Annotated in this window: 15 protein-coding genes; 10 read left to right on the plus strand and 5 right to left on the minus strand. The window is 62.6% G+C overall.

The annotated features are described in order from the left end of the window. The 3 genes from BW989_RS01500 (at position 1) to BW989_RS01510 (ending at position 2,017) form a co-directional block, all read left to right on the plus strand. On the plus strand, positions 1-747 hold the full coding sequence (locus tag BW989_RS01500) for a cytochrome c1 (RefSeq protein ID WP_076584733.1): 747 nt from the start codon (positions 1-3) through the stop codon (positions 745-747). A 64-nt stretch (positions 748-811) separates the two neighbouring features. Next, on the plus strand, positions 812-1,450 hold the full coding sequence (locus tag BW989_RS01505) for a glutathione S-transferase N-terminal domain-containing protein (protein ID WP_076585256.1): 639 nt from the start codon (positions 812-814) through the stop codon (positions 1,448-1,450). 66 nt (positions 1,451-1,516) lie between these two features. After that, a complete protein-coding gene (locus BW989_RS01510) occupies positions 1,517-2,017 on the plus strand; it encodes a ClpXP protease specificity-enhancing factor (protein WP_425476635.1) in 501 nt (166 codons plus the stop codon). A gap of 9 nt (positions 2,018-2,026) precedes the next feature. On the opposite strand, the gene BW989_RS01515 is transcribed toward BW989_RS01510, so the two are convergent. From BW989_RS01515 to BW989_RS01530, 4 genes are read right to left on the minus strand one after another with little or no spacing between them, the layout of a single operon-like run. After that, on the minus strand, positions 2,027-2,365 hold the full coding sequence (locus BW989_RS01515; RefSeq protein WP_076584735.1) for a DUF3301 domain-containing protein: 339 nt from the start codon (positions 2,363-2,365) through the stop codon (positions 2,027-2,029). Positions 2,366-2,378: 13 nt separating this feature from the next. Beyond that, complete coding sequence (locus BW989_RS01520; protein WP_076584736.1) at positions 2,379-3,365, minus strand: DUF2272 domain-containing protein; 987 nt, start codon at positions 3,363-3,365, stop codon at positions 2,379-2,381. Positions 3,366-3,409: 44 nt separating this feature from the next. Then, positions 3,410-4,285 (minus strand): carboxylating nicotinate-nucleotide diphosphorylase, encoded by an 876-nt coding sequence (gene nadC / locus BW989_RS01525; protein WP_076584737.1) that lies wholly within the window; start codon positions 4,283-4,285, stop codon positions 3,410-3,412. After that, the gene (locus BW989_RS01530) at positions 4,282-4,545 is read right to left on the minus strand and encodes a Trm112 family protein (protein ID WP_076584738.1); all 264 of its coding nucleotides are present in this window, start codon (positions 4,543-4,545) and stop codon (positions 4,282-4,284) included. Before BW989_RS01530 ends, nadC begins: the two co-directional genes overlap by 4 nt. A 57-nt stretch (positions 4,546-4,602) precedes the next feature. On the opposite strand from BW989_RS01530, the gene purE reads away from it, so the two are divergent. Genes purE through BW989_RS01545 form a run of 3 tightly spaced genes read left to right on the plus strand, consistent with a single transcriptional unit; the run spans position 4,603 to position 6,873 of the window. Further along, positions 4,603-5,106 carry a 5-(carboxyamino)imidazole ribonucleotide mutase gene (gene purE / locus BW989_RS01535; RefSeq protein WP_076584739.1) on the plus strand — a complete coding sequence of 168 codons (504 nt, stop codon included), beginning with the start codon at positions 4,603-4,605 and terminating at the stop codon, positions 5,104-5,106. Then, positions 5,103-6,245 (plus strand): 5-(carboxyamino)imidazole ribonucleotide synthase, encoded by a 1,143-nt coding sequence (locus BW989_RS01540; RefSeq protein WP_076584740.1) that lies wholly within the window; start codon positions 5,103-5,105, stop codon positions 6,243-6,245. Before purE ends, BW989_RS01540 begins: the two co-directional genes overlap by 4 nt. A 19-nt stretch (positions 6,246-6,264) precedes the next feature. Then, a complete protein-coding gene (locus BW989_RS01545; protein ID WP_076584741.1) occupies positions 6,265-6,873 on the plus strand; it encodes a hypothetical protein in 609 nt (202 codons plus the stop codon). 73 nt (positions 6,874-6,946) lie between these two features. Here BW989_RS01545 and BW989_RS01550 read toward each other — a convergent pair whose 3' ends face one another. Further along, entirely contained in the window at positions 6,947-7,525 is a 579-nt protein-coding gene (locus BW989_RS01550; RefSeq protein WP_076584742.1) for a superoxide dismutase, read from the minus strand. Positions 7,526-7,651: 126 nt separating this feature from the next. Between BW989_RS01550 and grxD the strand changes: the two genes are divergently transcribed. The 4 genes from grxD (at position 7,652) to BW989_RS01570 (ending at position 12,834) form a co-directional block, all read left to right on the plus strand. After that, on the plus strand, positions 7,652-7,972 hold the full coding sequence (gene grxD, locus BW989_RS01555; RefSeq protein ID WP_076584743.1) for a Grx4 family monothiol glutaredoxin: 321 nt from the start codon (positions 7,652-7,654) through the stop codon (positions 7,970-7,972). After that, on the plus strand, positions 7,969-8,745 hold the full coding sequence (locus tag BW989_RS01560; protein ID WP_076584744.1) for an SDR family NAD(P)-dependent oxidoreductase: 777 nt from the start codon (positions 7,969-7,971) through the stop codon (positions 8,743-8,745). Before grxD ends, BW989_RS01560 begins: the two co-directional genes overlap by 4 nt. 33 nt (positions 8,746-8,778) lie before the next feature. Beyond that, entirely contained in the window at positions 8,779-9,381 is a 603-nt protein-coding gene (locus tag BW989_RS01565; RefSeq protein WP_076584745.1) for a YhgN family NAAT transporter, read from the plus strand. Positions 9,382-9,600: 219 nt separating this feature from the next. Then, a complete protein-coding gene (locus BW989_RS01570) occupies positions 9,601-12,834 on the plus strand; it encodes a TonB-dependent receptor (protein WP_076584746.1) in 3,234 nt (1,077 codons plus the stop codon). Positions 12,835-12,869 lie beyond the last annotated feature (35 nt).

Below are 12,869 nucleotides of genomic sequence, written 5' to 3' on the forward strand. Positions count from 1 at the left end.
ATGAAGAAATTGCATCTCACTTTCATGGGTTTGATCGCGGGCCTGATGTTGGCCGGTGGCGTCCAAGCTGCCGAGACCGGCGTGCATCTGGAGCAGTCGGGCGTGGACCTGGGCGACCAGGCCTCGCTGCAGCGCGGCGCCAAGTACTACATGAGCTATTGCTCGGGCTGTCACTCGCTGAAATACCAGCGCTATTCGCGCATCGGCGAAGACCTGGGCCTGACCGAAGAAGAGGTCAAGCAGAACCTGATCTTCAAGGAAGGCACGCAGATCGGCGGCAACGTCATTACCGGCATGGACGCGGAGCTGGGCAAGAAGTTGTTCGGCAAGGCGCCGCCGGACCTGTCGGTGATCTCGCGCGTGCGCGGCAACGACTGGGTCTACACCTACCTGAAGTCGTTCTACCTGGACGAATCGCGTCCACTGGGTTGGAACAACACGGTGTTCCCGAACGCCTCGATGCCCAACCCGTTGTGGGAGCTGCAAGGCCTGCAACATGCCGAATACGGCAAGGCCGACGCGACCGGCGAGCGCCCAGTGGCTGGGCTGGCAGTGACCCAAGTCGGTCGCCTGAAGCCGGCGGAGTTCGATCAGGTGGCTCGCGACATCAGCGCGTTCCTCGCCTACACGGGAGAGCCGGCCGGGCTGAAGCGGCAGAGCCTGGGTGTCTGGGTGCTGCTGTTCTTGGCTTTCTTCACCTTCCTGGCATGGCTTGTGAAGAAGGAATACTGGAAGGACGTGCATTGATCACGACGCGGGCCGCATGGCCCGCGTTGCACATGGGGTGGAAGGCAAGGAGATGATGACGATGATGGCGACAACCTCCCGGGTCCGTAACAACTTGACCCTGTTCTCTGGCGTTGACGATGTGCTTTCGCACCGCGTCAGGCTGGTGCTGGCGGCGAAAGGCGTCACTTACGACTTCATCCCCGTCGATCCGACGCGGCCGCCCGAGGATCTCATCGACCTCAACCCCTATCACTCGGTGCCGACCTTGGTCGAGCGTGACCTGGTGCTCTACGCAGCGTCGGTAGTCAGCGAATACATCGACGAGCGCTACCCGCATCCGCCGTTGATGCCGATCGATCCACTATCGCGTGCACGCTTGCGCCTGGCCATGCTGCGCATCGAACACGACTGGGTGCCACAAGTGCAGGCGATGCAGCTCGGCGGCAAGTCGCAGGCCGATGCCGCAAAAAAACGCCTGACTGAGTTGCTGGTGCAGTCGGTGCCGCTGTTCAAGGCAAGTAAGTTTTTCCTCAACACCGAAATGAGCTTGGCCGATTGCGCCATCGCGCCGATCATCTGGCGTTTGGAATCGCTCGGCATTCCGCTGCCGAAGGACGGCGGCAAGGCGATCGAGGACTACGGCAACCGCATCTTCCGCAACCCGGGCTTCGTGCGCAGCCTGACCGAGGAAGAGAAGAAACTCCGCGACATGCCTGAGTGATGCCGACCTCAGTAGCCAAGCGCGGCACGGGGGCAACGCATGAATGACGACACGACGGTGGCTGCAATGAGCAGTCAGCGCCCATACCTGTTGCGCGCAATCCACGAATGGATAAGCGACAACGGCATGACACCGCATTTGCTGGTGAATGCCGATTTTCCCGGCGTGCATGTGCCGCCCGGCACTGCCAAGGACGGCAAGGTTGTGCTGAACATCGCCGAGCGCGCGGTCGGGCAGCTCAGCCTCGGCAATGACTACATCACCTTCGGTGCGCGCTTTGGCGGCGTCGCTCACGAGGTCTTCGTGCCGGTGGCGGCGGTGCTGGCGATCTACTCGCGTGAAACCGGGCAGGGCATGGCCTTGCCGGAAGATGTGGATATGGATGATGCGGCATCCCCCCCTGTACAGGCGGATGTCGATGACGCGCCCAAGCGACCGATGTTGTCGGCAGTGCCTGCTGCAGAGGGTTCGGACGAAAGCAGCGATGGCGATGACGACGAGCCGACGCCCCCCTCGAACGAGCCGGGCAATAGCCCCAAGCGGCCCCAACTGCGGGTGGTGAAGTAAGCCGCGCGGTCAGCCTCCGAAGTTGAGGCTGTTGGTCTGGCCATCTTCGCGCACCGGCCCGACGAAACGTACCAGCTCCCCGCCGAGCAGCGATAGGCTACCGGCATGGCGATCGCTGCCATCGCGCGAATATTCGAAGCGGAAGCTGCGTTCCAGCCCGAGTCGGCCATTTGCTTTACGACGGATTCTGAAACCGGTGGCATGCACGCTCTCATCCAGCCATTGCACGCCGTTGCGGCGGCAGGCCGCTTGGCCTACCTCGCGCGCGATTTCAGCCGCTTGGCGGGCGCTGTTGAACCAAGCGCCGCCGATCACCACTGCAATCAGCAGCCATAACAACCAATCCATCCATCACCTCGAATCAGGGGCGGGTAAGTTTCAACAGCACGGCCCAATTTTGCCGGTTCATGCTGCACGAAGCCTCGTTGGCCGGTGAACAGGAAGGATCCTGTCCGTCTTCGTCCGTCCCCATCCATGTGGTGCTGATCGGGCGCGGTAACAAGGCGCGGCCGCCGGCATCGAGCGTCAGCTTACGCATCGTCACCATGTTGGCCACGTTGCCGCCGACCATCCAGACCTGGTTGCCCTTGAGCGATACCGCGATGTCGCAATGCGATTGCAGACCGGCGTTGGAGCCGGACAGGAAGGTTTGCAGTCCACCATGGCCCACGACGCTGCTGCTGTTGCGTACATAGCAAAGCATGTCGCCCGGCTGGATCGGGGTCTGGTTGGGGTCCTGGAAGCTGTACGGGCTGGTCGCATCACCGCGATACGCCGCGCGGATGTAATCGATGTGGCGGGGCGAGGTACGGAAGCCCTGCACGCCGGCCTGCGCCATCACGTAGGAGATGAAGGCGGCCGACCATGCGGTATCGACCACAAAGCCGCGGCACTCATTGCGCGCAAAGTTGGAGGTATACGGGTTCTGGCACTGGTAGGCACCGCCCTGGTTCGAATTCACCATCTCGTAGAGGGTGCCGCTGTCACGCCAGTAGGCGACCACGCGCGCCCATGGCTCGTCGCCATCGTTGAGCTTGGATCGTTCGGCCTCCGACACCCGGCGACTGGCCAAACGGCCATTGGTGTCGATGAAAGGCTGATACCAGGCGACATGTTCGCGCAGGGCGATCTGGGTGATGCGCGAGGCGGTCGGCGTACCTGCCGGGAACTGCATCGGCGGCACGCGATACATCGGGGTTTGGGTTTGCGTTGGGGTTTGCGGCGTGGTGGGCTGCGGCGTGACGGGCACACCATCAGGCTTGGGGGCAGGCTTGGGCGTGCTGGCGCAGGCGGCCAGCATCGACATGCCAAACGCGAGGAGCAGAGGCCGGGTCGAGTGCTTCTTCATGGCAGGTTTCCGGTCATGGGGCGGATAGCCTGCCACGAAGTAGTTCAACGTGCCGTTAGCGGCGGTGGCCCCAGCTTCATTGAGAGGTCAATGGCGCGCACATGCTTGGTCAGGCTACCGATGGAGATGAAGTCCACGCCGTCTTTGGCGATGCCGCGCAGCGTCGTCATATCCACGCCGCCCGAGACTTCCAGCGGAATACGGCCGCCGAATTCGTCACGCGCGATGCGCACGGCTTGGCGGCGAGTATCGGCATCGAAATCATCGATGAGGATGCGGGTGCAGCCGGTTTCGAGCGCCTCACGCAGTTGCGCCAACGTTTCGACTTCGACAATCAAGGGCAGGTCGGGATAGCGCGATGTCGCTTCCTTCGCCGCTGCCGCCAGCGAGCCAAACGCGCGGATGTGGTTTTCCTTCAGCATCACCGCATCGAACAAACCGATGCGGTGGTTGTGCCCGCCGCCCATCCGCACCGCGTATTTCTGCGCCATGCGCAGGCCGGGAATGGTCTTGCGCGTGTCGAGAATCTTGGTGCCCGTGCCAGCTACCGCATCGACATACTGCGCGGTCGTCGTCGACGTGCCGGACAGGGTCTGCAGAAAGTTGAGCGCGGTGCGCTCACCGGTCACCAGCGAGCGGTTCTTGCCTTCGAGGGTGGCGATGACGGTGTTGGCCTCGACGCGATCACCTTCGTTGATGCGCCAGTCGATGCGCACGTCAGGGTCGAGCGCCTGGTGCGTCGCATCGAACCAGGGCCGACCGGCGATGACGGCGTCTTCCTTGCACAACAGGTAGGCGATGTCGGGGCCGTCCGGCAGCAGGCTGGCGGTCACGTCGCCTTCGCGCACATCCTCGGCCAAAGCGCGGCGGACATCGGCCTCGACCATGCTCGGGTCGGGTGGGACCACTTGCACGCTCATGCGGCCAGGCCGCTGATCGACGCCGCCTCCACCCCTTCTTCCGGCAACAACACCGGAATGCCGTCGTCGATGCGATAGATGCGCTTGCCGTCGCGGGTGACCAGCGCTTCACGCAGCGCCTCGGTCTGTTCGTGATCGCCGAAGCGCACGCCGCCCGCCGAGATGGCGGCGTTCAATGCCTTCAGCTTGTCGCCATCGAGCAGGGCCAACGGCTGGCGCGTGACCGGGCAGGCGAGGATGTCGAGCAGCTTCTTGTCCATGAACGTGGCATCGCGGGGCGGGGCCGTTAGAATACGTCTTTGTGCAAGGGGACGGCCATGACCGCTGACCGCAAGCCCAAGGTGGGCATCGTGATGGGCTCGCGCTCGGACTGGGAAACCATGCAGCACGCGGCGCAGAAACTCGAGGCGCTGGGCGTCGCGCATGAAGTACGCGTGGTGTCCGCGCATCGCACGCCGGACGTGCTGTTTGATTACGCCGAAAATGCGGCCGAACGCGGCCTGCGCGCGATCATTGCAGGTGCCGGCGGCGCGGCGCATTTGCCGGGTATGATTGCTGCGAAGACCGCGGTGCCGGTGCTGGGCGTGCCGGTGCAATCCAAAGCACTCAACGGCATGGATTCATTGCTCTCCATCGTGCAGATGCCGGCGGGCATTCCCGTCGCCACCTTCGCCATCGGCAATGCGGGTGCCGCGAACGCCGCGCTGTTCGCCGCCGCGATGTTGGCCAGCGAAGACGCGGATGTTGCGAAAAACCTCGAAGCCTTCCGTCGCAAGCAGACTGATGACGTGATGGCGGCCGACGACCCGCGCATCGCATGACCACCGTCGGAATCTTGGGCGGCGGGCAGCTGGCCCGCATGATGGCGCTTTCCGGTGCACCGCTGGGCCTGCGCTTTTTGGTGATGGACAGCGTGGCCGATGCCTGTGCCGGCCAGTTCGCGCCGATGGTGGTGGGCGATTACACCGATGAAGCCGCGCTCGCCGAATTCGCTTCCCAGGTGGATGTCGCGACGTTCGATTTCGAAAACGTGCCGGCCGCTTCCGCCGAGTGGTTGTCCTCGCGCGTGCCGGTGTTCCCGAACCCGCGCGCGCTCGGTTTGTCGCAGGATCGTCTGGCCGAAAAGACTTTGTTCCGCGAGCTCGGTATCCCGGTGCCGGATTTCGCCGACATCACAGATCGCGCTGCGCTCGATGCGGCTGTGACGACACTCGGTGCTCCCTGCATCCTCAAGACACGGCGCCTGGGTTACGACGGCAAGGGGCAGTTCCGCATCAAGACGGCGGGTGATGTCGATGCGGCATGGGAAGCGCTCGGTGCGCAGGCGAGCACCGTGGGCTTGATCCTTGAAGCGTTCGTGCCGTTCGAGCGCGAGTTGTCGGTAGTTGCCGTTCGCGGCCGCGATGGCGAATTCCGCAGCTGGCCGCTGACCGAAAACTGGCATGTCGATGGCGTGCTGTCGGCCAGCCTTGCGCCCGCACGTGTTGATGATGCGATGGCCGCGCGCGCCATTGCGTACGCCAAGTCCTTGGCTGAAGCGATGGACTACGTCGGCGTGTTCGCGTTGGAACTGTTCTGCCGCGATGGTGAATTGCTGGCCAACGAAATCGCGCCACGCGTGCACAACTCCGGCCACTGGACGATCGAAGGCAGCGAGACCTCGCAATTCCAGAACCATCTGCGCGCGGTGCTGGGTTTGCCGCTTGGCGATACGCGCATGGTGGGCCGCGCCTGCATGCTCAACTGGATCGGCGAGATGCCTGATGCCCATCCTGTCCTGCGCGAGCCGGGCGGCCACTGGCACGACTACGGCAAAAGTGCGCGGACAGGGCGCAAGGTGGGGCATGCGACGTTGCGTGCAGACAGTGCCCAAGAACTCGCCCAATCGCTCACCCGCGTGGGCGAAGCATTGCAACGGCAAACGCAAGTGGCCCCGGTCGTTCACGCGCTGGCCATTTGAGTCCCGCGATGGTGTCGGCATGAAACGACATCATCCCCCGCTGATTGCCGCCAGCCTGTGCGTCGCCATCTTGGCGGCCTGCACGCCCACGGATCCAGCGTCCGCGCCATTGGACAACGCTGCAAAAACCGAAGCGCCAGCCGGATCGCAACCGCTCGCTGAGCCGGCCACATCCGAGCCCGCACCGGAACCGCCGGCCGCTGAAGGCCCGGCATCCCCAAGCTTCGCGGCGGTACCCACGAAAGGCTTCGTCCTGCGCAGCACCTGTCGGTCGGGCAGCTGCGACTGGTACCGCATCGAGCAAGTCGAGCGCACCGGTGGCAACACTGCGCCCAATTACAACTTGCAGGTCACGCCAGGTGAATCCTCGCATCCCAAGGATCCTTACCCCAATCGCCCAGACGACGTGGATATCCAGTGGCAGTCCGCCGCGGTCGGTGCTCAGGTGATGTGCTCATCCAACAGTCCCTATGCCGCAGTCGAGAACCACGGCGAGCGACTCAGCCTCAGCCCGGATGGCGTGGCGGGCGCCGTGCAAGGCTTGGCGAATCTGTACTTTGCCATCTGCCACGGCGAGTATGGCGATGATGCGCTGCTCGCGCGTAAATTCGGTTACGACGTGCGCTGATCGAAGCGACATCGCCCAACAAAAAACGGCCGGATTGCTCCGGCCGTTTTGGTATCTGCAAGCGATGCAATGCTTACTTCAGGTTCTTCGCGATGAAGTCCCAGTTGACCAAGCTCCAGAAGTTTTCCAGATACTTCGGACGCAGGTTCTGGTAGTCCAGGTAGTAGGCGTGTTCCCACACGTCGCAGGTCATCAGCGCGGTGTCCTCGCCGGTGAGCGGGGTCGCGGCGTTGGAGGTGCTGACCAGGCCCACGGTGCCATCCGGGCGCTGCACCAGCCACGCCCAGCCGGAGCCGAAGGTGCCGATGGCGGTCTTGGTGAACTCTTCCTTGAAGGTGGCGAAGTCACCGAAAGCCGCGTTGATCGCATTGGCCAGCTTGCCGGTCGGCTCGCCGCCGCCGTTCGGTGACAAGCAGTTCCAGTAAAAGGTGTGGTTCCAGACCTGGGCCGCGTTGTTGAACATGCCGCCTTGCGATTTCTTGATGATGTCTTCCAGCGCCATGTCGGCGAACTCGGTGCCTTCGATCATCTTGTTCAGGTTGTCCACATAGGCCTTGTGGTGCTTGCCGTAGTGGTAATCGATGGTTTCGCCGGAGATGTGGGGCTCAAGCGCGGTGCGCTCGAAGGGAAGGGCTGGCAGCTCGATGGCCATGTCTGGCTCTCCTTGGTGGGGGTGATCGAAACGGGTGATTGGGAACGACAGGTGCCTGCCGTTACACTATTCATTCTAAATCCCCACCCTGTTGCCTGTCTGTCAAAGGCGGGCGAGGAGCGCGTCATGACGGTCGTCGACCGCATCAAGAACGAAGTCGAATCCCATCCCATCGTGTTGTTCATGAAGGGCACTGCGCAATTCCCCATGTGCGGCTTTTCCAGCCGTACCGTGCAGGCGCTCAAAGCCGCCGGCGCGACGGACCTGCACACCATCAACGTGCTGGAAGACCCGGAAATCCGCGCCAATCTGCCGCGTTACTCCAACTGGCCGACGTTCCCTCAGCTCTTCATCAATGGCGAGTTGATCGGCGGCTGCGACATCACCATCGAGCTCTACGAGTCGGGTGAGCTTGCACGCATCGTCGCGGAAGCCGGCAAGGCGTGAGCGAGTTCGCGGGCAAGCCGCTGGACGGCCGCGTTGTCCTGATCGTCGGCGCGACCGGTGGATTGGGCGAAGCGGCATCGGTCGCGGCGGCGCGTGCCGGCGCAACCGTGGTGCTCTTGGGCCGCAACGTGCGTCGGCTCAACAAAGTGTATGACGCCGTCACCGCCGCTGGCGGCGAGGCGATGCTGTACCCGATGGATCTCGAAGGTGCCTCGCCCGACGATCATCTGGACATGGCGGAGCGCCTCAAAGAGACCTTCGGCCGGCTGGATGGCCTGTTGCACGTCGCGGCCGAATTCCGCGGCCTGACCCCGCTCGAATACACCGATCCGGCCCAGATCGCCCGCGCGATGCACATCAATGTCACCGCACCCATCTGGCTCACCAGTGCCGTGCTGCCGGTGATGAAGCTGTCCGATGATGCTTCGGTCGTGTTCGTCGTGGATGACGTCGATCATGTCGGCAAGGCGCACTGGGGGCCGTACGCAGCTGCCCAGCAAGCGCGCGCCGCCTTGGTGCCGATGTGGGCGAAAGAGACGGAAGGCTCCAGCGTGCGTATCGCCGGTTTGCAGCCTGGCCCGATGCGTACCGCTTTGCGCGCGAAGGCCACGGTCGAGGACATCGACTCGCGCCTGCGTGATCCGGAAGCTTACGCTGCGGATTGCGTGCGACTGCTTTCAGCGGCCGGTCGTGGTGCCCACGGCCACATCGAACGCGTACTCGCCCCCGAGCCCACACCAACACGGGTGGCGCTGTCGGTGCTTTCCTCCTAAGGTGTTGGCCACCAGCCACATCGCCCAAATGCCATGACGATCGCCTCGGCTGCCCTGCTGCTGTTCCTCATCCTCGACCCGCTCGGCAACGTGCCGGTGGTCTTGAGTTTGCTGCGTTCGCTGCCGCCGCGCCGTCAACTGATCGTCATTGCGCGTGAGTTGTTGATCGCGCTGGGCGTACTGCTGCTGTTCCTGTGGTTCGGCAAATACGCGCTGGAGGCGATGCACCTGCGGCAAGAGTCGGTCTCGATCGCCGGCGGCATCGTCTTGTTCCTGATCGGCATTCGGATGATCTTCCCTCCGGCCGAGGGGATCATGGGAGAGCTGCCGGACGGCGAGCCCTTCATTGTCCCGGTCGCCATCCCAATGATCGCCGGCCCCTCGGGCATGGCAGCGGTGATGCTGATGGGCACCCAGTACCCCGACCGCATGGGCGAGTGGAGCTTGGCTCTGATCATTGCCTGGCTGGCCACTGCGGCCATATTGCTGATGGCGCCGCTGCTTTATCGTCTGTTGGGTCGCCGCGTTCTGACCGCGGTCGAACGCCTGATGGGCATGCTGCTGGTCGCGATTTCCGTACAAATGTTCCTGGATGGCCTATCCCAGCATCTGGGCAAGCTGGCTGCAGGCGGCTGACGGCCAGCCCATTCACTTTTGTGCAGGGGTAAGGGGCCAGATTCGCCTCTCAACACCTTGTTTACAGGCGCTTTTTACCTGTCACGGCACTGTCATAACGTCTGGTTATCGTGTTAATCTGATGTTAACCGTCCGACCCGGTACTGAAGATCTGCGTGCCGGGTTTCGTACGTTCCAGCTCCACGACACCGTCCAGCAAACCTTCTCGAGGCAGACGCGATGAATCGCACCCAAACCCTTCGCCGCTCCAAGCTAGCGCTTGGCCTGATTGCCGCCATGGCGGCTGCGCCCGTTTTTGCCCAGAGCACCTCTGCAGGTGTAGCCGGTCAAGTGACTGGTGCTGATGGCCAGCCGGTGGCGGGTGCGCAAGTCATCATCACCCATGTGGATTCGGGCACTTTCAGCACGGTCACGACCGATGCGAATGGTCGCTACACGGCGCGCGGCTTGCGCGTTGGCGGTCCTTACACCATCGCTGTCAACAAGAGCGGTGCAGGTAGTGATACCGAAAACAACGTGTTCCTTGGTCTTGACCAAGTCACCCAGGTCAACGCCCAGCTGGGCGGCAACCAGCAAACCCTCGATACCGTGGTCGTGACCGGCACGATGGGTCCGGTCGACTTCTCGACGGCCAACAAGGGCATGGGCACCACCGTCGGCCAGCGTGAGCTGCAGAACACCCCGACGCCGAATCGCTCGATCCAGGATGTCGCCCGTCTCGACCCGCGCGTCAACGTGACGGACCGTGCTCGTGGTGAGATCTCGGCGCTCGGCCAGAACAGCCGCATGAACAATATCTCGGTCGATGCGGTCGGCGTCAACGACCCCTTCGGTCTGGAAGCGAACGGCCTGCCGTACGTCGGCACCCCGATCTCGCAGGACAGCATCGAGGAATACAGCATCTCGACTGCCAACTACGACGTGACCAACTCGCGTTCGATCGGTGCCAATATCAACGCAGTCACCAAGTCGGGTACCAACAACTTTCATGGTTCGCTGTACTACAGCTACACCGATGCGAAGAACCTGACCGGCGACAACCCGAGCGAATATCGCGGCTTCGTGCGTGACTGGACCGGCGGCCTGACCTTCAGCGGCCCGATCGTGAAGGACAAGCTGTTCTTCTTCGTCAGCGCCGAGCAGACCAAGAACATCGCGCCGGGTCCGGATTACGGTCCGGTCGGTTCGGGTGCCACCAATGAAGTGCGCAACCTGACCCAGGCTGACATCGACCGCATCATCCAGATCGCCCAAGGCTATGGCCTGAACCCGGGTAGCCTGGACGCTTCATCGGTCGATACCGATAGCAAACGCTACCTGGTGAAGTTCGACTGGAACATCAACGCCGATCACCGCGCCAGCTTCCGCTTCAACAAGGTGCGTGAAGTGGAGCCGATTCTTGGCGGTTTCAGCGCCAACGGCATCGCGCTGTCCAGCTACTGGTACGCGCGTAAGCGCAACAACGACAACTACGTGTTGAACTTGTACAACGATTGGTCCGAGAACTTTTCGACCGAATCGTCGTTGTCCTATACCAACTACGAAGTGCTGCGTGATGGCCTCTTGGGCGACCAGCCGCAGGTCATCATCAACCTGGGCCGCAACGCCAACGGTCAGTACAACAACACCAACCCCTACGTTGATCTGGGTGAAGAGCAGTTCTCCCACTACAACGAGCTCGGTGTGAAGACCTGGAAGGCGTTCACCGCCGCGACCTTGTTCGCAGGTGATCACGAATTCAAGTTCGGCTTCGACTACCAGTCGGACGAGTTCTACAACCTGTTTGGCCGCACCCAGTTCGGCGCCTATACCTTCAATGGCCTCGACAACTTCGCCAACGGCGTCTACAACCGTTTCGACCTGTACCAGCCTGCCGCCGGTTACACGCTCAGCGACGTGGCCGCGAAGTGGACCCTGAAGCAGTACGGCTTCTTCGCCCAGGACACCTGGCAGGCGACGGACAACCTGTCGCTGCAGTACGGTTTCCGTTACGACCTGCCGAAGACCAACGACAAGCCTATCTACAACCCGCGCTTCGAAGCGGCTTACGGCTTCCGCAATGACACCACCATCGATGGCAACGGCGTGTTCCAGCCGCGTTTCTCGTTCAACTACCAGTTGAGCGATGAAGAGGGGCGCATGGCGCAGTTGCGCGGTGGCTTGGGTCTGTTCCAAGGCAACACCCTGGGTGTGTGGCTGACCAACCCCTACCAGAACAACGGTCTGACGGTTTCCACCTACTCGATCCGCAACAATGCCGACAACCCGGCCGTGTCTGCGCTGTATCCGTTCAGCGCCGACCCGTACAACCAAAACGTGCCGCCGGCCATCACCAGCCAGATGGTGGTTGATACCTTGGCACCTGACTTCAAGCAGCCGACCGTGTGGAAGTCCAGCTTTGGTATCGATGCCGAGCTGCCGTGGTGGGGCATGGTTGCCACGATGGAGTGGCAGGGCCTGCGCGTGAAGGATGGCTTCTTCTACCGCAACCTCAACATCGGTGCACCGACTGGCGTCCTGCCGGATGGTCGCTTCACCTACTATCGCAACCCGAATGGCGGCACCAATGGCAACACGCAGCGTGCCAACGCCAACCCGGCGTTTGGCCAGGCGATCACCGTGCTGGACAACACCGACAAGGGTTGGGCCAACTTCGTCACCGTCGGCTTGAAGAAGCCGTTTGAGAATGACTGGTCCTGGTCGTTCAACTACACCGTTGGCCGTTCGACCGAAGTCAATGCCGGTACCTCGTCGCAGGCCAGCTCCAACTTCCGCGACAACATCTACCTGAACCCGAACGAAGAAGTCGCCAAGACCGCGAACACCTCGACGCGTCATCGCGTCAACGCGGGCATCACCTGGAGCAAGAAGCTCTTCGGTGATTACTCGACGACGGTGTCGGCTTATTACGACGGCCACAGCGGTCGTCCGTACACCTGGGCCTTCGGCAACGATGCCAACGGTGATTCCTACACCCGCGATCCGGTGTTCATCCCGGCTCCGGGCCAGGTGAGCTTCGAGGCAGGTACGTCGCAGACCGTCATCGACGAGTTCTACGCCTATATCGCCAGCCAGCCCGAGCTGTCGCGCTACCAGGGTCAGATCGCCCCGCTGCAAGGCGGCGAATCGCCGTGGGCGAACCAGCTGGATCTCGGCTTCCGTCAGGAGCTGCCGGGCTTCATGGCCGGCCACAAGGGCGAGCTGCGTCTCGACATCTACAACTTCCTCAACCTGTTGAACAAGGATTGGGGCGTCGAGGAGCGCGTGGGCTATCCGTTCACGCGCACGCTGGCCAACTACGCTGGTGTGGTCAACGGCAAGTACGTGTACTCGCTGCCGACCACGACCGATGGCAATGGCGTCCGTCACTACAACCCGCAAGCTCGTGAGGTTTACGATGCCAAGGCGGTCTCGCGTTGGGCCGGTCGTATCACGCTGAAGTACAGCTTCTGATCCAGCGACCATCGCGATGCAATACCAACGGCCGG

The sequence above is a fragment of the Solilutibacter tolerans genome (genome assembly GCF_900155935.1).
Lineage (GTDB): Bacteria > Pseudomonadota > Gammaproteobacteria > Xanthomonadales > Xanthomonadaceae > Solilutibacter > Solilutibacter tolerans.